This is a genomic window from Cupriavidus sp. YAF13, from assembly GCF_052113425.1.
In the GTDB taxonomy this organism is placed as follows: domain Bacteria; phylum Pseudomonadota; class Gammaproteobacteria; order Burkholderiales; family Burkholderiaceae; genus Cupriavidus.
On the sequence record NZ_JBFRDD010000001.1, the window covers coordinates 51565 to 72072 of the forward strand.

Below are 20508 nucleotides of genomic sequence, written 5' to 3' on the forward strand. Positions count from 1 at the left end.
CACAGGCATGAGCGCCAATGACCTGAATTTCCATAAGGCATACACCCCGCCTGCGGGGAACCATGTAGACCTTAACTTCACGCTGAACCCTGACGGGGTACCCACCACCGCCGTGGTTCGGCTCGTCAAGAGCGCGCCCACCCTCCACATCATCGGTGATGCCGAGAAGGCTCACCCAGTCACCGCCGCGCTGACGATGACGCTGCACACAGTGCAGACGCTACACGTTCAGGTCAACTACGCCAACAACGTCTTTCGGGGGCCATCGAATGCCACCTCGCCGGCCTACGAGATGGCGAAGCCTAACTCGCCCTCCAAGTCCTCGGCCTTCGAGCAGGCTGCCAACCTGAAGCCGGCCAGCGCCTTGCCGTGGTCGGTGCCGGTGCATGTGCGTAGCCGCTCGGCGATGGTCTACAAGCAAGCATCGAGGCGGCGGTCGGCCACGGGTCAGGTTTATGAGGCAGCCACCGCGCTGACCAATTGCCGGGCCTCGCTGTGGCAGTACCCTAGCCGGCTGCGCCGCGCGCCGAAGGTGGTCTACGAATATGCGACGCCAACGAGCCGGCTGACCGGCGACACGTTTGAGTACCCGCCGCACATCAAGGTCGCCAAGACGGCACGCTACGAGGAGGCCAAACCGCAGAGTCGGGTGCATGGACTGCCAGCCGGTCCGGCCGTGATCCGCCACCGCACGACCAAACTCCCCTGGGAGTCCGCAAAGTGGGCGCCGTTCGGCAAGGAAGTGCCCCCGATCACGCCGCCGGTCACCCCGCCATACACCGGCAGCGGAGCGCTGAACTTCATCTGCCCGTGGCTGGACTATGCAGGCAACGACATCCGCCTTAATTTTGCCAAGTATCCGTGCAAAGAGGCCGAGCCTGAGCAACCGGGCACCGTCATCGTTCCCGTAAAGAGGGTCTATATCGTGATAAACAATGTGCTGTTGCGCCGCGTAGACGGCAACGTCGAGTTGCCGACGTTCTCGCTGTCGCTGAGCATTGATGCCGACTCCTGGACGTGGGGCTTCAATGCGGCGCTGCCGGCCGCCGCGCAGGATGCAATTGAGCCCGGCTCGGACGGCACACCGGTCGAGCTTGAGGCGGTCATCAATGGCACTGCGTATCGCGTGCTCGCAGAGAATATCAGCCGCGATCGTTCCTTCGGACAGGCCGTGATCCGCGTGAGCGGGAAGGGCAAATCTGCGATGCTTGGCGCGCCCTATGCCCCTATCCTGAACTTCGGCAACGCGCAGGCGCGCACCGCGCAGCAACTGATGAACGATGCGCTCACCATCAATGGCGCGAGCATCGGCTGGGCCGTCAACTGGGGGCTGACCGACTGGCTAGTTCCGGCCGGCGCCTGGGCGCATCAGGGCACCTACATCACGGCGCTGAACACGATTGCCGGCGCCGCGGGCGGATACATCCAGCCGCACCCGACGCAGAAGCAGTTGAACGTGCTTGCGCGCTATCCGACCGCTCCCTGGAACTGGGACTCGCTGACGCCGGACTTCGAATTGCCGTCCGACGTGACGACGCGCGAGGGTATCGAGTGGCTGGAACGTCCGCGCTACAACCGCGTGTTCGCGACTGGTGAGGGGCAGGGCGTGCTGGGCCAGGTGACGCGCGCCGGCACCGATGGAAGCATCCTCGCCCCGATGATCACCGATGCGCTCATCACACATGCCGACGCCGCGCGCCAGCGGGGGCTCTCTGTTCTCGCCGACACCGGACGCCAGGCGCATCTGGCGCTGCGCTTGCCGGTGCTCGCTGAGACGGGCGTGATCCAGCCGGGCAAGTTCGTCCGGTATGTGGATGGCGGCACGACCCGCATCGGCATCGTGCGCAGCACCGCGATTGAAGCCGGCATGCCGGAAATGTGGCAAACCATTGGAGTCGAAACTCATGTTGCGTAACCCGTACAAGGTTCTGCTCGGGCTGCTGCCCGATCCACCGCTGCAGGTCGGTACCGTCGCGGCTGTGAGCAATGGGGTGGCGACGATCACCATGCCCGGCGGCGGAGTTGCGCAGGCCCGCGGCAACGCGGCAGTCAACGACCATGTGTTCTTTCGCAACGGGGTCATTGAGGGGCCCGCCCCAAGCCTCCCCATCACACTCATTGATGTCTGAGGCGATAGCGCAATTGCCCCGCAGGCGAGGTAATACCGGGAGGCGGTACGGTGCACTCCGGAAAGACCTGAAACCTGAAAGGAGGGCACATGCTATCGGCAATCGTATCGTTTCTCGGCGGATCGGTATTCCGCATGATTTGGGGCGAGGTGAGCTCATGGCTTACCGCGCGACAGGAACACCAGCAGGAGCTCGATCGCATGCGCCTGCAGGGCGAGCTAGACGCGGCGCAGCACGCACGCAACATGGAGGCGATCAAAGTTCAGGCGGATCTCGGTGTGAAGACGATCGCGGTGCAGGCGGAAGCCGATCTAGGGAAGATCGAAGCTAACGGCTGGCTCGAAGCGGTCAAATCAACCGGGCGCGCGATCGGCGTGGCCTGGGTTGATGCGTGGAACGCCTGCATCCGGCCGGCGGTGGCCACCTGGTCGGTTCTCATGATCTCGGGCAATTACTTCGAGTGGTGGAAGCTGGACGAGAACGGCTGGTCGGTGTGCGGCGCAGCGCTCGGTATCTACCTGGCCGACCGCGCGCTGTTCAAGCGGGGCAAGTGATGACGGGCGCCGAGTTCCGCGCGCTGGCAGTCAAGGTCGCCGCGGCGCTCGCCCGGCGCTTCGAGGGACTGTACCTGCGCCCCTACCTGTGCCCGGCCGGCGTGCCGACGATCGGGTACGGGGCGACCTACTACCTGGACGGGCGCCGGGTGACGCTCAGCGACCCCGCGATCACGCGGGCCACCGCCGAGGTGATGCTGCTGGACATGGTGCGGCGCGTCTACCTGCCGGCCGTGCTGAAACTGTGCCAGGGGGTCGATACGCCGGAGCGCCTGGCCGCGCTCATCGACTTCGCCTTCAACCTCGGCGCCGGCAACCTGCGCGCGAGCACGCTCCGCAGGCGGGTCAACGCGGGACGGTGGGACGATGTGCCGGCTGAGTTCCGCAAGTGGGTCCGCGGCGGCGGGCGCGTGCTGCGGGGCCTAGTGCGGCGGCGGGAGGCCGAGGTCGCTCTGATCTAGCTCGGCCAGGGCGCGATATTAAACCAGATACTATCTGACATAAAAGTGCCTTACTGCGCATGCCGGAATTCGTCACCAGGCTGACAAATTCTGTCACGCACACGGCGACACATTTGGTTACAGGTGACAAGATCTGTCACATATTCCATTGAATGTGGCACTTTGCGCACTGGCACGCAGCTTGCGTATTGGTTCAGTACAGCACATACGCTGTCCAAACATAAAGGGGTCAATCATGAAAGCAGCGCGGATGGGAATGAAAAAACGGGTACAGAAGGGCTTCACGCTGATCGAACTGATGATCGTGGTCGCGATCATCGGTATCTTGGCCGCAATCGCAATTCCTCAGTATCAGGACTATACGCAACGAAGCAAGGCTAATGGCGCTCTAGCCGGGTTGGAAAGTTTCAAAATGGCCATCGCGATGTGCTCACAGGAGATCGGTACGGTTACGGGGTGCAATGCCGGAACGAACAACATTCCTGCGATTCCGGCCGGCACTGCGGCGGACCCGCTGCCTAAGTATGTCACGGCCATTGCATCGGTGACCAATGGCGTCATCACGGCTACGCTGGAGGCTACCGATTCTGCTGGTGYTGCGGACGGCCTGGTTTTGACCCCTACGGTTTCTGCGACTAACGTAACTTGGGTCGCAACCGGAACTGCGTGCGACACAGGCAAGCGCGGTCTTAAGTGCTGATCCTGCTCTGAGCTAGATAGTACCGGGAGCGCGACATGCAACTAATACGTCATCATGCATTCACGCAATCCAGTAAGGGCTTCACGCTGATCGAGTTAATGATCGTGGTGGCAATTATCGGGATTCTGACGGCGATCGCGCTCCCCCAATATCAAGATTATTCGCAGCGAAGCAAAGCTCAAGGCGCCTTCAGTGCACTTGGTAGTTTCACGGCCGCCATCGCGATGTGCTCTCAGGAACTCGGTACGGTTACGGGATGCAGTGCTGGTACGAACAACATTCCCGCGATTCCAGCGGGTACCGCGGCGGACCCGCTTCCGAAGTATGTTACGGCCATTGCGTCGATTACCAACGGTGTCATCACTGCGACGCTAGAGGCAACGGATTCCACTGGCACGGCAGAGGCTTTGGTTCTGACCCCCGTTTCTGGTGCAAGCGGGAGCAATTTAACTTGGGTTGGAAGCGGCACCGCTTGCGATGGCGGTCTTCGTGGGCTCAAATGCTGAACCGGTGTTAAGTGCCCAAGAAATCACGATTGATTTTTTGGCGCACAATTGGTGCTAGAGTGGCAACATTGGTTGCCACATTTTATTTTGAGGTGATAGTTGTCCCTGCCCACCACCACAGAGATGATCGCATCGCTTGATGCAGAACTGGTGGATTTGCTTGGCGAGCGCATGCGGCTCGCAGCAACGCTGGCGACTGCACGCACGCAGGATGAGATAGAACAGGAAGTGCAACGGATGCGAACCCTATCGACGATCTACCGTGCGCCCCCCGATCTCGTGGAACAGATCGCTCGATTGCTCTTCGCGGCGGAGGCGCCGGCAGGCAAGGGCTGAATGCAAAAAGGCCCGCCATTGCATCACATACCTTCGAGGGGTTACGTTTTGCGGCGAGCCGCCGACGAATCGGCGCATGAAGTATCTCAAATGCGCGACAACCAGGCAAGCGTCAACCGGTCGATTGTGGCGCGGCGCACACAAGGTTAGGCGCAACAGGCGCGCTGGGAGGCGCCGGTTCCGCATCCATCAGCTCGGCCGGGTAGGGCCGCATGAAGCTGCGCGCCATAGACATCGCGCAGCAGCTCTCCTATCCGTTACGCCGGCGGCGCGCCTCGCGCTTCGACATCGGTGGCGCTCTGTCGAAGATCTCTTCCTGCCTGGCCGCGTCGTCCACCAGCCACGATTCCTTTTCCAGATCCCGACGCAGCGCAGCAAGGATGATGTGGAAGGCTGTCGCGGTCAGTTGGCTATCGTACAGCGGGAAGCAAGAGGCGAACTGGTTGGCGCGCCGGGCCAGCGCCTGCAGTCGCGCCACTTCCCACAATAGCCGACGGACCTCAGGCGTCCGGTTGCTCTCGTACATGGCGCGCATCTCCGCTTCGGTGAGCGCCGGCGGGTATCGAGGGTTGGCCTGCCGCGGTGCAGGATCGTTGAGGCCTCGTGCCCAGTCCCGGGGGACGTCTCGGGGATGCATGGCGCATCAGACCCGGGGGAAGCGAGCCCGCAGTGGAGGCTTCGTGACCGGCCGGGCCACTCTGAACCGATGGTGCTGCCCATCGGCGTCGAACGACAAGTACTCCGCGAGCCAGACCATTGCCTGGATGTGCCGCGTCTCAATGCCTTGGACGGTCACAGCGTCAGGTGTTACGGTAACGCTCTCGCAGTGCAGGCGCATCTCGGCGACGTCACCAGGCAGAAACTCGGATTCCAGGAAGATGGTTTCCGGCTGGTAGCCGGCCGGGGATGGCTTAGTGGACATGTTGCCATGCGGCCATGACAGCACTGAAAGCTACCGGGCACACCTCATGTTTGCTGACGTCGGCGATCCTATCGTCCTTCGGGTATCCCATGGAGGGTGACGATTTGAGCATTCGGAGAATCATTGGATCGTAGCGCCCGCTTACCCCTATCGCGGCGAACACTTCTTCTTCGATTTGATGCAGGAGGCGCCAGGTCAGGAGTCCTGCTTCGCGATGGCGGGAAACGATTGGCGGCAATGCATCGACGATGGCTTTTTCAATGGCGGCGAAGGGGAGCATATCGGCTTTCATGGGACTGTATGGATATCCAGTATAAGAGCCGTTCTAAGCCGAGCGTGGGTAGTTGAGTTAACTGTATGGATATACAGTGCGTTGGCGATCGGTTGACGTGATGTATTCGACGCGGTGCAGCGTGAGCGCGTGGGAGGACTGACGGTGCGGGCGTGAGGACGAGGATGCAGAGTATTCCCACCGTGGGAATATGGTGGGAATAGAACGCCGCTTTGGGGCGCACAAACAAAAACAGCGACTTGGCTAAGTCGCTGTTTTGTAAAGCAAATTCTTGGGGTGGCTGATGGGACTCGAACCCACGACGACAGGAATCACAATCCTTGTTCAATTTTCATTGAAATCAATGGGTTAGGTTGTTTCATTGGAATTTGACCCACCCTGAAACCCGCGTCGCTTCGTGGTCATTTTCGTCAAGTTCCAACAAATTCAGGCTGTCGGCCGCACTTTTCTGACCCGCCGCCGGTCGTAGATTTTGGCCACCATCTTGCCGTCGGCGTGGCCGGTGGCATCCGTAATCCGGTCGTCGCCTTCCTCCATCCGATCGGTCACCGCGCTGGGTCGCATGTCCGCCAGCGTGAAGCTGCTGAACATGACACCACGCTCTTCCGCGGCCTTTCCACAGTACCCCATCAGGCGTTTCCAGATCGTGTTCCAGCCGCTGCGGCTGTACACCTGGCCGGAGGTGTTGCCGAACACGTAGACGCTCGCCGTGCGCTGGAGCGCCAGGGCTTCGTCGACTGCATGGCGCAAAGCCGGGGACCAGCGTACGACCTTGGTCCGTTGCATCTGCCCGGCCTTGCGCTTGCCTACGGGCACCAGCAGGCCGTCAGGCGTGATGGCCTGGCGCACAAGGCTGCGCATCTCCTCCGGCCGGCTGACCGTCAGGTAGGCCGTCTGCACGCACAGGGCGAGGATCAGGTAGCTGCCGCCGCGCACCCGCGCGATCTCGACGGCCAGCGCCACTTCTTCTGGCCTCACGTACTTCTGCCGCGGCTTGGTCGGGTTGTACTTGATGCCGGTGCACGGGTTCCTCTCCAGTTCGCCTAGCCGGCGCCCATACTCGAGCGTGGCCGACAGCAGAGCGACTTCCTTGTTGGCTTTGGCCGGTGCCCCCTGTTTCGCCCGCAGGTCCAGGTATCGGTAGATGTGATGCGGCTTGATCGCCGCCGGCTTCACCTTGCCGAACACCTTGCAAACGGTCTTGGCCTCGACCCGGTTCTCGGTCAGCGTTACCGCGGCCTTCTTCCTTTCGTCCGCCTCGGGCAGCCCTTCTTGCCAGCTGAAGTAGGCATCGAAAAGAGCCTGAGTGGTGCCCGCCAAGACAGCATCACCGTTCAGCTCGTCTGCGCGCCGGCGCGCCTCGCGATCGATCTCGGCCACGGCCTCGGCGTTGTTCCTCTGCGCGGACAGGCGGAAGGCCCATTTCCCGTCGGGCAGCTTGTAGCCATAGCTGACCTTGAACTTGCCCTCGCGGCGGTAGAGCCGGAAGGGCAGGCCGTCAGGTGTCTTGCGTCTCGAAATCATGCGGCTAGCGCTTCAAAGTTGGGTTCTTGTTCAGGTTCGTCGGTGCCGGTGGCCGACGCAAGGCCGGAGAGGCGCGCCTGGAAATATGCGCGGCTCACCTGCGGCACGCCGGCGATGTTCACCGCGAACGGCCAGCCGTGTTTCTTGAGCCAGCGCTTCATGCAGGTGTGGCTGCGAGGCTGGCAGCCAACGAGTTCGGCGAGTTCATTCACCGTGAGATACGTGCTCACCTCGGTCTCCAATCCGCCAAGCCTGGCGGGTCAATTCGATGATTCGTTTTGCGGCGACTTCCACTGCTTTCCTATTTCTACTCATCACATGGGTAAATGCGATTTACCCATGTGGTTGGTGTTTGATGGTCTATGGCATGAATGGCTGCGGCCGGACCCTGGCCGCGATATAGAGGGGATGCTTTGGACTGCCGTCCTGATTTAGCCCGAGCTGGTAGAGCAAGGGGCCGCGCCCACACATGCGGATGATGCGCAGCACCTCCGCCGCGCGTACCGGCGCCGCCTTGTGTGCGCCCCAGGCGCAGATCACGAGCGAGCAGCGATCAAGCGCGTCCATGATCGCGCCGTCGTTCCGGTCAGCCCGGTCGCCCAGCGGTGCCGGATGGGCCAGCAGGCCGTCCGGGTCAGTCGAGCGCAGCGGGAACAGATTCACCACTTCCAGGCGGCCATAGCGCCCGGCCAGCGCGCGCTGCAGGCAGCGGGTGATCGTCGGGTCGTTGACCTGGTGGTCTGCGGTCGACGGGTTGAGCATGATGAAGCCTAGGGCCGACCGGCTGCGATCCCACTCGCGCCAGAGGCGGTAGCGGTACTGCTCACAGTCGGAGAGGATGCAGCCTGCTTCGCCGTCGAGGGTCTGGGTGGTCAGGTGCTTCATGCTAGTTCCTCCCGGATTGCTCTAACGCGTGCGCCAGGTGGCGGGCGTAGGTGGAGACGGCGCGCCAATAGGCCGCCATCGGGCCTTTGCGACGACGCCAGGCCTGTTCGGCTTCCATGTTTGCCTCTTCGCGAAGTTCCCGGAAGACCGCGCTAACCGCGCGCCGCTGTTCCGGAGGAAGGCTCATGAGCTTCTTCGCTGCGGGGAGTTTCAGCAGCGGGTTGAGGTAGCCCATTACGCAACCCCCGTCGCGCTGGTAAAGAGGGCGGGGCGTCGTTTGGCCATGCTAGGATTTAGAAAGACCAACCGGAGTTGCGCATGGCTGCTAAACCGAGTCTCACGCGAGTTGAATATATCGAGATGGTGAACGAACGCATGCGAGAGCATCCGGAGTACACCAAAGAGATGTACGTCCACTTTTATCCGCCGGGGGTCGAACCTGAGAAGGCCAGCGGAATTTATATTGCTGGGCCCATCGCTGCGAGAGGGGTTGTGGCGGCAACGGACGCGAAGATCTTTGCCGAGTTCGATTTCGAGGGACTGCCGGCTCAGTAGCGCGGTTCTCGTTTTCACGACGCGCTCCCCGGGTAACCATCGTGCTGCACGCCGTCGAGCAGGCGGCCGGCGGCCTTCTTGCCGATCCTCTCGGCATAGTGAACGCGCTCGCCGTGGAAGCCGTGGCCGCCGGCTAGGTTGATCCAGCGACCCGTCTTCCGGTCCATCTCCGCGCAGCGCCGCCAATCAGGGTCGTCTCGGTCGCGGTCGTAGTTCATCGCGTGCTCGCCCCATTGCTTGAATAGGAACGGCACGCCAGCCGCCGTGCACTGATCGCGCAGGCTCCGCGCCCAATCCGGATGCATCGGGCGCGCGCCGGGGCCGCTCTCGCCGCCGACGATCACCCAGTCGACTCCCGGATAGCGTTCGTTGCGGCTGCAGTGCGGCTGGTGGTGCCACCGCAGCGCGTCGCCGAAGTAGCCGGGACTCGTCGTGTACTGGACTGCGGTCAGATCCACTGGCCCCAGCAGCGGCTCCATGCTGAGGAATCGTACGCGCGCCGGCACCGCCAGCAGCTTCGGGATGTCGCGGTCGGCCTCCTCCTGGTTGCAGACCGTGGCGCCGATCCAGACGTTGGGCAGGTAGTTGTCGCGCCATCCCTCGCGGCCAACTGTGAGCGCGCGCATGGCCTGCTCCAGCATCTCCGCAGCGTTGCCGATGCGCTTCGTCAGCAGCAGCCAATCCAAGTTGGGCGTCTCGATGATCAACCGGAGCAGGTCAAAGCGCCATTGCGCACTGACGGCGTTATCGAACACATCTGCCAGGCTGGCGCAGAAGACGCGCCGGCGGCGCCCATGCGCGGCGAAGAACTCGTCGTGCTGCGCATTCCAGCGTAGCGGCAGCTTCCAGTTGGCGGCGGACGTGCGGTGCCGGTCTTCTTTGGCGCCCCAGGTCACGCCCAGCGCACGGGCCGGCGTCGACACCTCCGCATAGCAGTGGTCGCATGCGGGCGAGACCTTGGCGCAGCCGATCCATGGATTGAAGGTGGCATCGGTCCACTCAATTTTGGTGTTTTCGCTCACGTCCTGGCCCTCCATGTTGATACCCCGCTAAAGAGGGTGTGGTAAGAACGGCGCACGGTCAGCGCGACATGGCGTTGCATACTAGGCTTGATATGGCAGCCGTTGAATTGCAGCGCACTCAGGTTTCGATAGGAGAAGAATTCCCCATGTCCATCGAAAAGTACCGTGGTTACGTAGTTGAGGGTTTTGCAAAGCCTGTGGAAGGCGGAATGTTTGAATCCCTGGGCCGGGTGAGTAGGGGCGACAACGTGATTGCCGAGTCCGACGTGCTTGAGTCTTGCGCGAGGTATGGGGACGCTCAGGCGCGGGCCATCCAATGGGCTCAAGAGTACGTCGATCGCCTGGAAGACCCGCGTTGAGTTCACGGCGGCGCTGCTTCGCACTATGGTGGCGCTGAAGAGGATGGGGCGTTCCTTGGTCATACTGTTTCCTCGAATTTGATTTGCCCAAACATGGTTAATGCGAGGCGACAGTGCTTATGGAAAAATTCGCCAATCTTTGGGAGGCGCGCATGTCGAACGAATGGGATTTCGAAGAGAATCACCACCGGTTTTGGACCGAAGCAAAGCAAGAAGCCGACGGCACTTTCACGGGGCGTGTGCATCTGGTCGAGATAGCGGATCTCAAGCGCCGGTTTGATCCGGCATGGACGATTCCTTTGCCCAGTACGACAGCACGTGCTGAAGATGCACTGGCGCAGGCGAAGGATTTCGCCATTCTGTTGGCGAAGTCCGGGGCGTTGCGGTTCTTGTAGGCGATTCACGTCGATACCTCCAGCATTCCTCCACCATTCAAGGAGACGCGATGACACCCGCCACCATTTTCTCCATCATTGAGCAGCCAGAAGACGGTTTCGACGGTATACGCTTTGTTGTTCGCGTTACCCAGCCTCTCGTTAAACAACGAACCTACCGTGGCATGGCCACGCGAAATGCTCTTCTTGAACTCGGCAAGGGCAACAGCGAAATTGCTGGCAACTACCAAGCAATCTTCGCCTTTCACAAGAAGAAATTTGAGCAACGGGCTGAAGAGCTTTGGAATAATCAGGAAGAGACCGTTGAATACGTCATTGATCAGACGAATGCCTCTGACGGCGGTGGATTCGTGAACAACGGCTAGGCTCATGGTGCCACCTCCGGCTGGACCACAGACAACGCCACTGCCACCGGCCGCACCCACACCGGCGTGGCCGACAGCCTGAACGTCTTCCCGGTCTCTGCTAGCAGCAGCGTGGTGTCCATCACCTAGGTTATGGCGCCATGGTGTCTTGGGAGCGCTCATGCCGCTTCTCCAAATAGTGATTCCTGAATGGGATGTGCCTTCCGTTCCCAGAAGACCAACGACTGGCGTGACTCGATCCGCTCGCGCATGACCTGCGCACGGGATTCCTTGCTGGCCGGTGTATAGGTGCCACGCCAGGCGCTATCGATGCCCACGTTCTGCGCGATGTTCGTGCTGTCGGCGCTGGCGAACGGGAAGCGGCTGAACACCTCGGGATCGAGCATACGCAGGCCGTGGAGCTTGCAGACCGGTCGGCCGCTGCGATCGCAGACCACGTCCATGGCCTCAGCCATGCGTGTCCACCACCGCGGTGTTCCGATCGTCGCGAACTCGCCCGAACTACCGAGGCAGACGCGCGGCCACTCGAGCGCGATGCGCTCTAGGCGGTCTAGGCTTTCATGCAGGTGCCAGACAGGCGCGCCCACGCCCGGCGCACGATCGCGCCAAGGCCACTCGGCCAGCAGCGCGTCGTTTGCGGGCTCGTCGCCATCGATCACATCCGGGATCACCGCGAAGTCGAACGAAGGATAGCGATGCAACTCGGCCACCCATTCGTAATAGGGCTGCCAGTCCGTAACCGGCGCGCCAGAGCGCCAGGCCGAGAAGGCGCCGTTGTCCACCGCGAACGATTGGGCCACGTCCAGGACTATGCCGAGTTGCTCCGGGTACCGAAACGACACGAAGGCATGGCCGGAGAAGATGGCCTTGGCCGCCGCGGTCGTCGGGGTGATGGGCATGCCATGGTAGTGGATCATCGGATGCTTTCCATCACGCTTTCGATGAAGACGCGCGCCGCTTCAGCATTGATGGCGTTTCCATAGGCGCGCAGTCGTCCCACTCGGCTGGCAGCCCCATGAGCCAGCGGCTGTGTGCCGGGTTCAACTGGCCGCCACTTTCCATCTCGGCACAGGAGCCAGTCAGCATCTCGCCAGAGGCCGTTAGTCGGGCCGGGCAGTCCTTGAGGAAATAGCCGGCCTGCATGCCAAGGTCCGTCACCGTTGCGTGCGTCCGCCCCATGGACCGCAGCTTGCGTTCCACATGCGCCTCCGGTGTCCCGCCCGGTTGATTCGCCGTCGGCGTGGCCCAGCCGGCCAGATGCACCGCTACGTCCGCTAGGCCAATCTGCGGGTCCGTCGGCTTTCGTCCGCTCGTGATCGGCGGACGCGGCTTGGCGTCCACTATCGTCGCGTTCGGCGTTGGCCAGCCCGACAGCACCACCGCATGATTGAGCGTGATGTTTGTGGTCGTGAAATTCTGTGAGGGCTGGCGCACGCTGTCCATCTGCGTGGGGGTAGGCCAACCCGCGATCTGTACCTGATCGTTCAAGTTCGCCATGCCGTGGCCCTGCGCCTTCTTCTCTGCGATGTACTCCGGCGAGTGCGCCGGGAAGTGATCCCGCGCGCAGGGCGTCGCCCAGCCGGCCATTGCTGAGGCCGTGTGCAACGAATGCCCGCGCGTGCCGCGCTCCAGCGCCCCCCTTCCGCCGGCCTGCTCCGAGTCCTGCCAGGTTGGCGTGGGCCACCCAGTAGGCTCGGTCTCGGATGTGCGGCGCACCGACGCCCGCAGACGGGAACGGCTGCGCCCCGAAGGCGTAGTCCACGGCTTCCATGTCATCGTGTACAAGGTCGATCCAAGGGTCAGCATCCTTGCTCGCAACCTGCTCTCCAAAGACGACTGCAGGGCGGCACTCGCTGATGAGGTGGTACCAGAACGGCCAGAGGTGCCGCTCGTCAGCAAAGCCAAGTCCTGCGCCTGCCGCGGAGAAAGGTTGGCACGGACAGGAACCAGTCCAAACAGGTCTGTCATCGGCCCAGTCGGCGCGGCGGAGCGCGAGCGACCAGACGCCCACACCGGCGAAGAAGTGGCACTGTGCGTATCCGCGTAGGTCGTCAGGTCGAACATCCCTCATATCCCTTTCGTCGACGTCACCGGCGGCGATGTGGCCAGCGGCAATCAGGTTGCGCAGCCACTGGGCTGCGTATGGCTCGATCTCGTTGTAGTAGGCGGGGGTCATGCTAGGATGCCTGCCAAAAAAGGGGGGGCGAAATGACGGAAATCAGGTATCGCTACTACGTAGTCACGTTGATAGCGATCTCGGTCACTGCTCTTCTTGGGTGGTTGTTCAGCCTGTGGAAGCCGAAGGACAGTGCAGAGGTGGCGAGCTGGGTTCAGGCAGTTGGCAGCATACTTGCGGTCGCCGTGGCCGCGCTCATACCGTTCATTCATACCCGCCTGATGGAAAGAAGGCTGCAAGCATCTCGAATGGAGTCGTTGCGGATATTGGCGAATCTCGCGGTGCACTTGATGTCGGATCTTCGAGCCGCGTTTGCGACTGAGGTGGCAATGTGGAACTACACCGCTTCGCGAAACCTCCTCGATTGGGATGAAGCCGCCGGCACACTCGCCACGTTCCCAGTTTGGGATGTCGCCGATGTCGATGTTGTGAAATACCTCGGGCCCATTCGTGATGCACTGAGAGTTTGCCGCGAGATTGCGCATATGCTGCCGCTGGAGGTGAACAGCCCGGCGTTCGGCAAGGCTCAGCTCGACGTGGGAGGGTCCCTTGTGAGCGCGCAAATTTGTGCCGACTGGATAGCGGAATTGGCTGGATTCGCATCCTATCGCGAAGGGAAATAGAGAGTCTTGATCGGGCCTGCTTACCGCGAGTGTCGTGTATAGATCCATGACCGTGCACTTCACACCCACAAGCCGCTCGAAGGTGCGCACGGCGGCCGGGTCCACGTCGATGCCGCCGATGCACTTCCAGGTGGCCACCATGTTGCCCACCTGGGAAGCGGCCTTCTTGAAGCCCTTGGCGCCGCCGCCGAGGCCGCAGCAGAAACCGAACGTCTTGTATTCGCGGCGGATCATGCGCGTGCCTCGTTGTAGGAGAAATTCTCGTTGTAGGAGAGCCCATTTCCTACATCCGACCTGCAACCCAATGCGTATCCTGAAGGAAGGCGAAAGTTGAATAGGAGAGCCTTATGAAGCCCATTCTTTTGCTGCTGGCCGCTTCCGTTGCGCTGCTGAGCGGCTGCGTTGTGGCCCCCTATGGAGATGAGCACCGAGGCGGCGGCGGATACTACGGCGGTGATGGCCGAGGGGACCACGACCGCGACCACGGCGATCGCCGGGACTACGGTGGTGATCGAGATCGGTGGCAGGGCGGGCCGCGCTACTAACGCCGAGTCAGTGAGGGCATGGGCAGTCATGCGCGGTCCTTTTTGTTGAGTGAGTAGGCCACGCACGCGCACGGCGGCGTGGTGTGCATCATGGTCGGCTGCTCGGCCATTTCGGCGCGGTCGATGCGCTCAATCTCGGCGAGGATCAGCGCACCAGCCTTCACGAGGTCGCGGCGGGGCGTGGTCGGCTTCCACCATGCCTGCGTCCACGGGAAGAAAGACGGCACCTCGTCTGCCCATGCTGCGCCACCGGCGTTTGCTGCATAGCAGCCGGCTGCGAGTGCCATCTCGCCATTGCCATGCTTGTCGTCGTGCTCTGGCGTCCAGCCTTCTGCCTCAACCTGACGGCCGCGCTCGGCCAGCACGTCGCGCGCCGCTGCGGTGCTGTCGTGTTTGTCCGCGCTGGGCTGCTCCTCGCCGCCAAGCGTGGCATTGGCGCGGTCAACCATTCGGACCGCCCAGCTATAGCCCGCCGGGTCGGACTTCTTGACCCAGTTCGCCATGACCCGCATAGCATCGCGCGATTCGAACAGCGCCTTGCGCAGTTGCTCAACGCGAGTCAGTACTTCCTTGCTGGGCTGCTCTGCGGCCAGGAGGGCGCGGGCTTGCCATACGATCCACGCATCTGCCTCGTTTAGGTCGTCAGTAACACTCTTTGGGGTCTGCTGCGCATACCAGTGGTTAAACGCGTCTCGCTCGTCATCGCTGGGCTGCTCTGCGGCCAATTTCGTCACGTCGCGAGAATGGTCGGCCAGGAGGGCGCGGACACGATGCATGTCTTCGATAGCGAACCAGCCGTCGAAATCAAAATCGAGATCGCCAGACAACAGGTGGACGCCATACAGATCGTGCAGTAGTGCCAACGTCTTGACGCTCGGTTGCGGGGCGGCAGGCGATGCTGCGAGCAGGCGACGATAGTTGTCGATGCTGCCATAGAACGGAATATCATCTTCATCGAACCCGAATCCTGCTGCCTTCGCCTGCCGGATTACCTCTGCGTTGGTAAGCACAGGCGATGCGCTCGGTTGCGGGGCGGCCTGGGCGAAGATGTCGTGCACGCAAGCCAGAAAGTTCTTTTCGGCCGCCACGGTATGCCCGGGCTTGAAATGACCCATCGCAATTTCCAGAATGCGCGCATCTGAAAGCCTCAGCGCCATCGGCTCGCTTTCCGGCTGCTCGTTGCGGAGGGCAGCGTCAAAGTTGACAGCCATCTCTTGCGCCTCGTTCAGCATGGCTACGCTAACCTCTTTGCCCCAGGCGTTCTTGATCGGATTCGAGCAGCACTGAGCGAACAGCGAGGTATGAGCTTTCTCAACGGCCGCGATCAGCTTGCGCAGCATTTCGCTGGCGGTTTCGGTTTGCTGGCTCACTTCGGTTCCTTGTTGTCGCCGGCCATCTTCTTGAGCAGGCGGTAATGGGCGTAGCCACCGATCACCAGGCAGATGAGCATGCCGGCGACGGTGACGACCAATGCAACTTGGCAGTTCATGCTGCCGTGGCGAGATGCCGCTTGATGCCGTAGTACACGGTGCGGCAGCCGGCCAGGTCGACGGCGGCGTTGTGCGCGCCCACCAGGTCGGTGCCGGTGAAGTGCCGGAAGGCTTCGCCCAGGTTCGGCGACTTGGGCGTGCGGCGGCCGGCAGCCAGCATCTTCTCGGTCGGCGGCAGGTTGATGATCTTGGTGCTCTTCGACTGCGTGCAGAAGGCGGGGGCGGTCTTCCATTGCTCGTGGAATCCCTCGTCGTGGTCGAGCTGGCGCATCAGCTCAATGCGCACCATCCGCATATCGAAGGACTCGTTGTGGGCGACGCGCAACTGCGACTTCTTCCACATGTCGATGAAGAGGGTGAGCGCCTGCTCGATGGGTACGCCGAACTGCGCGGCCTTCTCGTTGGTGATGCCGGTCAGCGCTTCGAGCTCTTCGGGGATGGTCCAGCCGTCGGGCCGGATCAACAGGTCCATGAAGGCCAGCGTGGTGCCGGTGTCTTCGTCGTGCAGCTCGGCCGCGATCTGCGTGATGTGCGGCTGGCTCGGGTCTTCGCTAGGCAGGCTCCATTGCGGCAGGCCGGAGGTCTCAGTGTCGTAGAAGAGGATGGGCGTCATGATGTCGTTCCTGTGGGGGTAGCGGTGGTGGGTGCTTCGATCAGGGCGGCTGGTCAGTGGAATGAGACGGCACCGTTCTGTGCGGCCATGTCGAAGGCGTTGCGCCATTCGGCGTATTTCTCGCGGAAGTACTCCGACTCGTGCGCATCGGCGCGCGCCTGGAAATTGGCGAAGTCCTTTGCGAGCTTGGCGCTCACCACCGGGCCGATGGTGCCTTCGCAGTCCGAGAAATTGATCAGCTCGTAGAAGGGGCCAGCGCCGGCTTTCCATGCACCAGCATCGTGGCGTTGCTCGACCGTGCCGAAGGATTCATAGCCCACGGCGGGGTAGCCGGCCAACTTCGCAAGGTCCTCGCGCCAGCGGTTGTATCTGCTGTACGCGCCACAGCAGAAGCCGTCGCATTCCTCTGCGCTATAGACGGTGCCGGCTTCGATGCCCTCCATGCGCCCCGGGAAATCGGGGTTCTCGCGGAACATGCGCTCGCCGTCGTCGTCGTGCTCTGGCTGGCCGTCGGCGTCCAGTTCCGGGTTCTCCACCTTCGTTAACCCGCGATATACAGTGATGTCCAGTCCCACAATTTCTCCTTTGCGCCGGATCTCGGCTAGTTGGTTGGCAGGCGCTGTCTCAGCGCCGCGCGGTCATGCAAAGCGCCTCAAAGCGGCGCAGGCCGGCTTCCCAGCCGCGCAGCTCGCCGCGGCCAACGATGCGTTCTGGGCGGGGCTCGCTGCTGCCCGGCGCGGCGACGAAGAACACACGGGTGGTGCCGTCGACGCCGCTGCGGATCAGCTCGTTTGCGTGCAGGTCGTCCAGCACCTCGCGCGCCTCGGCGTTGCTGCGCTTAAAGTTGTTCGCGATCTGCGTCGGCGTGAAACGCTGGCCGGTGCGCTCTTGCAGATAGGCCAGCACCGACTTGCGAGTGAATTTCATTGCGCGCGGCATCAGTGGCCCCCGCGTGTGGCTGTGATCTGGGTTTCGACCCACTTTTGAACCTCTTCCTCAATCCAGCCGCTGGCGCGGCCAAGCTTGATCGGGGAGGGGAACGTGTGTTCCTTGATGCGCTCGTAGATCGCGGTCTTGCCCAGGCCGACCAACTGGCTGACCTCGGGCAGTCGGATGATCCGGCGTTGTGCTTCGGTGTTCACGAGAAGTGCCTCCCATGCAGTTCGTCCAGCTTGTCGACCTGGTTGCCGGTGAGCTTCGTCACTTGGCCGGCATGCATGTGCTCGGCCAGCTTGCGCACGAAACCCTGTTCCCAGTCGTTCAGGTCCTTGGTGCCCAGCAGCCCTTCCAGGCGTTGGATCATCACGGTCGTGCTCACCATCACGCGGCCTCCCGCACGGTGCCCACCTCGCGGTCGGCGATCCAGAACGAGGCGATCGATTCCGGCAGCGCGCCCGGGGGCGACTTGAGGCTCATGAAGATCAGCGCGGTGTCGATCGCGTCGGCGGCGGCCAGGTCGTCGAGCCAATACAGCAGGCGATCGCGCTCGGGCCCGATCAGCACGTCCGCGCGATCCAGCACCAGCAGACGAAGGCCGGTCAGGCGCGAGATGGCCTCGGCGATCATCGCGTCGGCGCGCCAACGCTCGGACTCAGACAGCAGCGCATACGGGCGGCCGCCAGCGGCGGTGATGGTCATGTCCGCCTCGATGCCGATGCGCATCCACTCGGATTCGTTCGCGGCGGCGGCCAGACGCTCGTTGATTGGGTCCAGCGCCTCGGACAGCAGATCGGCGGGGATGCCGCTGGGGCCAAGGGCTTCCGCGAGCGCGTCCCATGCGGCCACGTCGGCGTGGTGTTGGCCGGCCCGCTTGGTGAGCTCACCAGCCTGGGCGGCGGCACGCTGCGACGCGCGGGCGGCGTCCAGATCCTTGCCGAACTGGGTGATGCTGCCCTGGATGGCTTCCAGGCGGCTCGCGATAGCCTGGCGTTCCACGTCGTCGGCGCTGTCGGTGGCCTCGCCAGCTGCCTGGTCCTGCAGCAGGCGCAGCTGCTTTGCCGCGGTGTCGGCGGCGTCGCGCTCGGCGGTGCGGCTCTTCAGCGCGTTTTCCAGCACCGTCAGGCTGCGCTCGTACTCGGGCAGGYGGCCAGCGGCCTCCGGATCGACCTTCGCCGACTCGTACTTGGCCAGCTGGCCGGCCAGGAAGAGCAGCATGGCGCCGCAGTCCGGGCAGGTGCAGGGCATGCCCGCCACTTTGCCGCCGGCGGCGTCGCGCAGGGCGGCCACCTTGGGCAGGAAGGCATCGCGCTCGGCCAGCGCGCGGGCGGCGGTGTCCTGTGCCTTGGGCAGCAGCTCGGCCTTGGCGCGCAGGTCTGCGATCTGGTTGGCACGCTGTGCGCGCTGGCGTGCCGCGGCGTCGATCTCGCCCAGCTGGCGCTGCAGCTCGCCGGCCTCGGTGGACAGGACCTTGATGGTTTCCTCGGACTCGGAGATCAGGCTGGCGAGTTCCTCGGGGTCCTCGGCGTCAGCCGGCAGCGGGGCGACCCAGCTGGCCGCCTTGACGCTGCCATAGGTCTCGCCGGTCAGCTCGCGCCAGGCGCCCTTCGCAGCGGTGGCCTTGCCGCCGGCTTCCTTGGCGGCGGCGTCGAAGCCGGCGCGCACCAGCGGCAGGACGGCTTCGATCTTCTTAGCGTTGCATTTGCGTGCCAGCAGGCGCTCCCGCACCTGGTCGGTGCCGATCTTCAGACCCATCAGGTCGAACAGGAACGCTCGGCGCTCTTTCACATCCATGCGGGCGAAGCGCTGGGCATCCAGCACGAACGGCGTGCGCGCGTCGGTGGGAATGCCCTTGGTGGCCTTGCCGGAGGGCAGCACGATGCTGTTTGCCTGTGGGCCGACAGAAACCACAATCGAACCAGATTCGGTTCCATCGCGCAGCAGCTTGGCGTATTCCTTCTTCAGGCCGACGCGGACGGTCTCCTCGGTGAGCGCCATGCGGACGGCTTCCTGAATCGAGCTTTTGCCGGCGCCGTTGGGGCCGCAGATCAGCGAGACCGGCGTGGCCGGGATGATGTCGGCTGCCCGGATGCCGAGGAAGTTACGGGCGTGGATGGCGGTAATGCGCATGGCGAGTTACTCCTGTTCCTCGGTGCTCTTCAGCACGTTGCGGTGGCCTTCGAGGTCGGGCATGCTCACGACGCCTTCGGCTTCCAGGTGCTCGATCAGGCGGCCGGCGCGGTTGTAGCCGATCTTGAAATGGCGTTGGATGAGGGTGATGCTCACCTTCTGCTTTTCGACCACGAAGGCCACGACCTGGTCGTACAGCGGATCGGCGCCGGTCTGCTCTTCGTGCCAACGCTTCCAGCCCTTGACCCAGGCGATGCAGAGTTGGCCGGCGATCTTCGGGCAATCGGATTCGGGCTTGCCTTCACCGGCGGCCTTGTGACCGGCCTCGTGCGCGGCTTCCAGTTCTTCCTGCAGGGGCTGTTGCTCAATCGTCAGCGGCGTCTCGGTGAAGGTGGCGTCGACCACGTTGTCGTCGGCAGGGGCGCCGTCGGTACCGGGCATGCCGTCACCATCGCCGTCGGTGTATTCCTTGCCGAGGTCAAAGGCGCGCTGGTCGGATTCGCCGCGGACTTCATCCATGCCGTCGGTGAACTCGTTGTCGCCACTCAGGACCAGCATCACGGCTTGGCCCTCGGCATCGACCAGGCCATGCAGGTTGGGCGCCGACTTTCCGATCTTGATCGTTGCTTGCGCGCCGCCCTTGAAAGTCACCTTGTCCAGGTCGCCCACCACCACGGTGCGGCCCTGGCTGGCGATCAGGTGGACGGCCATCTTCACGGATGTGTCGACGCGGTTGCGCAGGCGATCGAGGATGTCGTCTTGCTTCTTCTGCGACAGCTTCACCCAGGTGTCGGGCATCATCTTCATTTCCAACACAAGAGCGGACAGCAGATCCTTGCCCAGCGTGCCGGCGGTCATGTTCAGGGTGTTCTTGAATTCAGGCGATTGGTTCATTTCTGTGTCCTGTCAGGTGTTGGGGTGGGGTACTCGCTGCATCCGCCGGCCTTGCTACGCCGCCTTCCGGTCGGCGGCAGACTCCGTGGCATCCGC

At 62.9% G+C, this 20508-nt stretch carries 32 protein-coding genes and 1 pseudogene; 11 read left to right on the plus strand and 22 right to left on the minus strand.

Annotated features, from left to right (window positions below; all coding sequences use genetic code 11):
• The first annotated feature begins 7 nt into the window (after positions 1–7).
• The 7 genes from AB4061_RS00350 to AB4061_RS00380 all read left to right on the plus strand — a co-directional run bounded on the left by AB4061_RS00350 (position 8) and on the right by AB4061_RS00380 (position 4686).
• Positions 8–1915, plus strand: a complete 1908-nt coding sequence (locus AB4061_RS00350) for a hypothetical protein (protein ID WP_441629890.1) — start codon at positions 8–10, stop codon at positions 1913–1915.
• Positions 1905–2129, plus strand: coding sequence for a hypothetical protein (locus AB4061_RS00355; protein ID WP_441629892.1), 225 nt, complete (start codon positions 1905–1907; stop codon positions 2127–2129). Before AB4061_RS00350 ends, AB4061_RS00355 begins: the two co-directional genes overlap by 11 nt.
• A gap of 89 nt (positions 2130–2218) precedes the next feature.
• Positions 2219–2683: a hypothetical protein gene (locus AB4061_RS00360; RefSeq protein ID WP_441629894.1), complete on the plus strand. Its 465-nt coding sequence runs from the start codon at positions 2219–2221 to the stop codon at positions 2681–2683.
• Entirely contained in the window at positions 2683–3144 is a 462-nt protein-coding gene (locus AB4061_RS00365; RefSeq protein ID WP_441629896.1) for a lysozyme, read from the plus strand. Before AB4061_RS00360 ends, AB4061_RS00365 begins: the two co-directional genes overlap by 1 nt.
• A gap of 235 nt (positions 3145–3379) precedes the next feature.
• A complete protein-coding gene (locus tag AB4061_RS00370; protein WP_441629898.1) occupies positions 3380–3844 on the plus strand; it encodes a pilin in 465 nt (154 codons plus the stop codon).
• Positions 3845–3879: 35 nt separating this feature from the next.
• Positions 3880–4350, plus strand: a complete 471-nt coding sequence (locus AB4061_RS00375; protein WP_441629900.1) for a pilin — start codon at positions 3880–3882, stop codon at positions 4348–4350.
• 99 nt (positions 4351–4449) lie between these two features.
• Entirely contained in the window at positions 4450–4686 is a 237-nt protein-coding gene (locus tag AB4061_RS00380) for a hypothetical protein (RefSeq protein WP_441629902.1), read from the plus strand.
• 250 nt (positions 4687–4936) lie between these two features.
• Here AB4061_RS00380 and AB4061_RS00385 read toward each other — a convergent pair whose 3' ends face one another.
• The 7 genes from AB4061_RS00385 to AB4061_RS00415 all read right to left on the minus strand — a co-directional run bounded on the left by AB4061_RS00385 (position 4937) and on the right by AB4061_RS00415 (position 8544).
• Positions 4937–5212, minus strand: coding sequence for a hypothetical protein (locus AB4061_RS00385; RefSeq protein WP_441629903.1), 276 nt, complete (start codon positions 5210–5212; stop codon positions 4937–4939).
• A 117-nt stretch (positions 5213–5329) separates the two neighbouring features.
• Positions 5330–5608, minus strand: coding sequence for a hypothetical protein (locus AB4061_RS00390; protein ID WP_441629905.1), 279 nt, complete (start codon positions 5606–5608; stop codon positions 5330–5332).
• The gene (locus tag AB4061_RS00395) at positions 5598–5900 is read right to left on the minus strand and encodes a DUF2471 family protein (protein WP_441629907.1); all 303 of its coding nucleotides are present in this window, start codon (positions 5898–5900) and stop codon (positions 5598–5600) included. The genes AB4061_RS00390 and AB4061_RS00395 overlap by 11 nt, the downstream gene beginning before the upstream one ends.
• Positions 5901–6326: 426 nt before the next feature.
• The gene (locus tag AB4061_RS00400) at positions 6327–7424 is read right to left on the minus strand and encodes a hypothetical protein (protein ID WP_441629909.1); all 1098 of its coding nucleotides are present in this window, start codon (positions 7422–7424) and stop codon (positions 6327–6329) included.
• Positions 7421–7654 (minus strand): DUF4224 domain-containing protein, encoded by a 234-nt coding sequence (locus AB4061_RS00405; protein ID WP_170302025.1) that lies wholly within the window; start codon positions 7652–7654, stop codon positions 7421–7423. Before AB4061_RS00405 ends, AB4061_RS00400 begins: the two co-directional genes overlap by 4 nt.
• A 130-nt stretch (positions 7655–7784) precedes the next feature.
• Positions 7785–8309, minus strand: coding sequence for a DUF1643 domain-containing protein (locus tag AB4061_RS00410; protein WP_441629912.1), 525 nt, complete (start codon positions 8307–8309; stop codon positions 7785–7787).
• Between the two features lies 1 nt (position 8310).
• On the minus strand, positions 8311–8544 hold the full coding sequence (locus AB4061_RS00415; RefSeq protein WP_441629914.1) for a hypothetical protein: 234 nt from the start codon (positions 8542–8544) through the stop codon (positions 8311–8313).
• Between the two features lie 83 nt (positions 8545–8627).
• Here AB4061_RS00415 and AB4061_RS00420 point away from each other — a divergent pair, with 83 nt between their 5' ends.
• Positions 8628–8864, plus strand: a complete 237-nt coding sequence (locus tag AB4061_RS00420) for a hypothetical protein (RefSeq protein WP_441629916.1) — start codon at positions 8628–8630, stop codon at positions 8862–8864.
• Positions 8865–8878: 14 nt separating this feature from the next.
• Here the strand turns inward: AB4061_RS00420 and AB4061_RS00425 are convergent, their stop codons facing one another.
• On the minus strand, positions 8879–9886 hold the full coding sequence (locus AB4061_RS00425) for a phage Gp37/Gp68 family protein (RefSeq protein WP_441629918.1): 1008 nt from the start codon (positions 9884–9886) through the stop codon (positions 8879–8881).
• Entirely contained in the window at positions 9883–10308 is a 426-nt protein-coding gene (locus AB4061_RS00430; RefSeq protein WP_441629920.1) for a hypothetical protein, read from the minus strand. Before AB4061_RS00430 ends, AB4061_RS00425 begins: the two co-directional genes overlap by 4 nt.
• A 56-nt stretch (positions 10309–10364) precedes the next feature.
• Here AB4061_RS00430 and AB4061_RS00435 point away from each other — a divergent pair, with 56 nt between their 5' ends.
• Positions 10365–10640, plus strand: a complete 276-nt coding sequence (locus AB4061_RS00435; RefSeq protein ID WP_441629922.1) for a hypothetical protein — start codon at positions 10365–10367, stop codon at positions 10638–10640.
• A gap of 50 nt (positions 10641–10690) precedes the next feature.
• A complete protein-coding gene (locus tag AB4061_RS00440) occupies positions 10691–11005 on the plus strand; it encodes a hypothetical protein (protein ID WP_441629924.1) in 315 nt (104 codons plus the stop codon).
• Between the two features lie 158 nt (positions 11006–11163).
• On the opposite strand, the gene AB4061_RS00445 is transcribed toward AB4061_RS00440, so the two are convergent.
• From AB4061_RS00445 to AB4061_RS00455, 3 genes and pseudogenes are all read right to left on the minus strand, one after another.
• Entirely contained in the window at positions 11164–11922 is a 759-nt protein-coding gene (locus tag AB4061_RS00445; protein WP_441629926.1) for a hypothetical protein, read from the minus strand.
• 13 nt (positions 11923–11935) lie between these two features.
• Positions 11936–12592, minus strand: coding sequence for a hypothetical protein (locus AB4061_RS00450; RefSeq protein WP_441630458.1), 657 nt, complete (start codon positions 12590–12592; stop codon positions 11936–11938).
• 142 nt (positions 12593–12734) lie between these two features.
• Positions 12735–13181: pseudogene (locus AB4061_RS00455) on the minus strand (DNA cytosine methyltransferase); the annotation flags it as partial.
• A gap of 32 nt (positions 13182–13213) precedes the next feature.
• On the opposite strand from AB4061_RS00455, the gene AB4061_RS00460 reads away from it, so the two are divergent.
• On the plus strand, positions 13214–13804 hold the full coding sequence (locus AB4061_RS00460) for a hypothetical protein (RefSeq protein WP_441629927.1): 591 nt from the start codon (positions 13214–13216) through the stop codon (positions 13802–13804).
• Positions 13805–14034: 230 nt separating this feature from the next.
• Here AB4061_RS00460 and AB4061_RS00465 read toward each other — a convergent pair whose 3' ends face one another.
• Genes AB4061_RS00465 through AB4061_RS00510 form a run of 10 tightly spaced genes read right to left on the minus strand, consistent with a single transcriptional unit; the run spans position 14035 to position 20412 of the window.
• The gene (locus tag AB4061_RS00465; protein ID WP_441629929.1) at positions 14035–14379 is read right to left on the minus strand and encodes a hypothetical protein; all 345 of its coding nucleotides are present in this window, start codon (positions 14377–14379) and stop codon (positions 14035–14037) included.
• Positions 14376–15719, minus strand: coding sequence for a DUF7181 domain-containing protein (locus tag AB4061_RS00470; protein ID WP_441629931.1), 1344 nt, complete (start codon positions 15717–15719; stop codon positions 14376–14378). Before AB4061_RS00470 ends, AB4061_RS00465 begins: the two co-directional genes overlap by 4 nt.
• The gene (locus AB4061_RS00475; RefSeq protein WP_441629933.1) at positions 15716–15838 is read right to left on the minus strand and encodes a hypothetical protein; all 123 of its coding nucleotides are present in this window, start codon (positions 15836–15838) and stop codon (positions 15716–15718) included. The genes AB4061_RS00470 and AB4061_RS00475 overlap by 4 nt, the downstream gene beginning before the upstream one ends.
• The gene (locus AB4061_RS00480) at positions 15835–16452 is read right to left on the minus strand and encodes a 3'-5' exonuclease (RefSeq protein WP_441629934.1); all 618 of its coding nucleotides are present in this window, start codon (positions 16450–16452) and stop codon (positions 15835–15837) included. Before AB4061_RS00480 ends, AB4061_RS00475 begins: the two co-directional genes overlap by 4 nt.
• 53 nt (positions 16453–16505) lie before the next feature.
• On the minus strand, positions 16506–17027 hold the full coding sequence (locus AB4061_RS00485) for a hypothetical protein (RefSeq protein WP_441629936.1): 522 nt from the start codon (positions 17025–17027) through the stop codon (positions 16506–16508).
• Positions 17028–17076: 49 nt separating this feature from the next.
• Entirely contained in the window at positions 17077–17391 is a 315-nt protein-coding gene (locus AB4061_RS00490) for a hypothetical protein (RefSeq protein ID WP_441629938.1), read from the minus strand.
• Entirely contained in the window at positions 17391–17594 is a 204-nt protein-coding gene (locus tag AB4061_RS00495) for a helix-turn-helix transcriptional regulator (protein ID WP_045239601.1), read from the minus strand. The genes AB4061_RS00490 and AB4061_RS00495 overlap by 1 nt, the downstream gene beginning before the upstream one ends.
• Positions 17591–17773, minus strand: a complete 183-nt coding sequence (locus AB4061_RS00500; protein WP_416048991.1) for a hypothetical protein — start codon at positions 17771–17773, stop codon at positions 17591–17593. The genes AB4061_RS00495 and AB4061_RS00500 overlap by 4 nt, the downstream gene beginning before the upstream one ends.
• Entirely contained in the window at positions 17773–19518 is a 1746-nt protein-coding gene (locus AB4061_RS00505; RefSeq protein WP_441629941.1) for an AAA family ATPase, read from the minus strand. The genes AB4061_RS00500 and AB4061_RS00505 overlap by 1 nt, the downstream gene beginning before the upstream one ends.
• Before the next feature lie 6 nt (positions 19519–19524).
• The gene (locus tag AB4061_RS00510) at positions 19525–20412 is read right to left on the minus strand and encodes a DNA translocase FtsK (RefSeq protein ID WP_441629943.1); all 888 of its coding nucleotides are present in this window, start codon (positions 20410–20412) and stop codon (positions 19525–19527) included.
• Between the last annotated feature and the right edge of the window lie 96 nt (positions 20413–20508).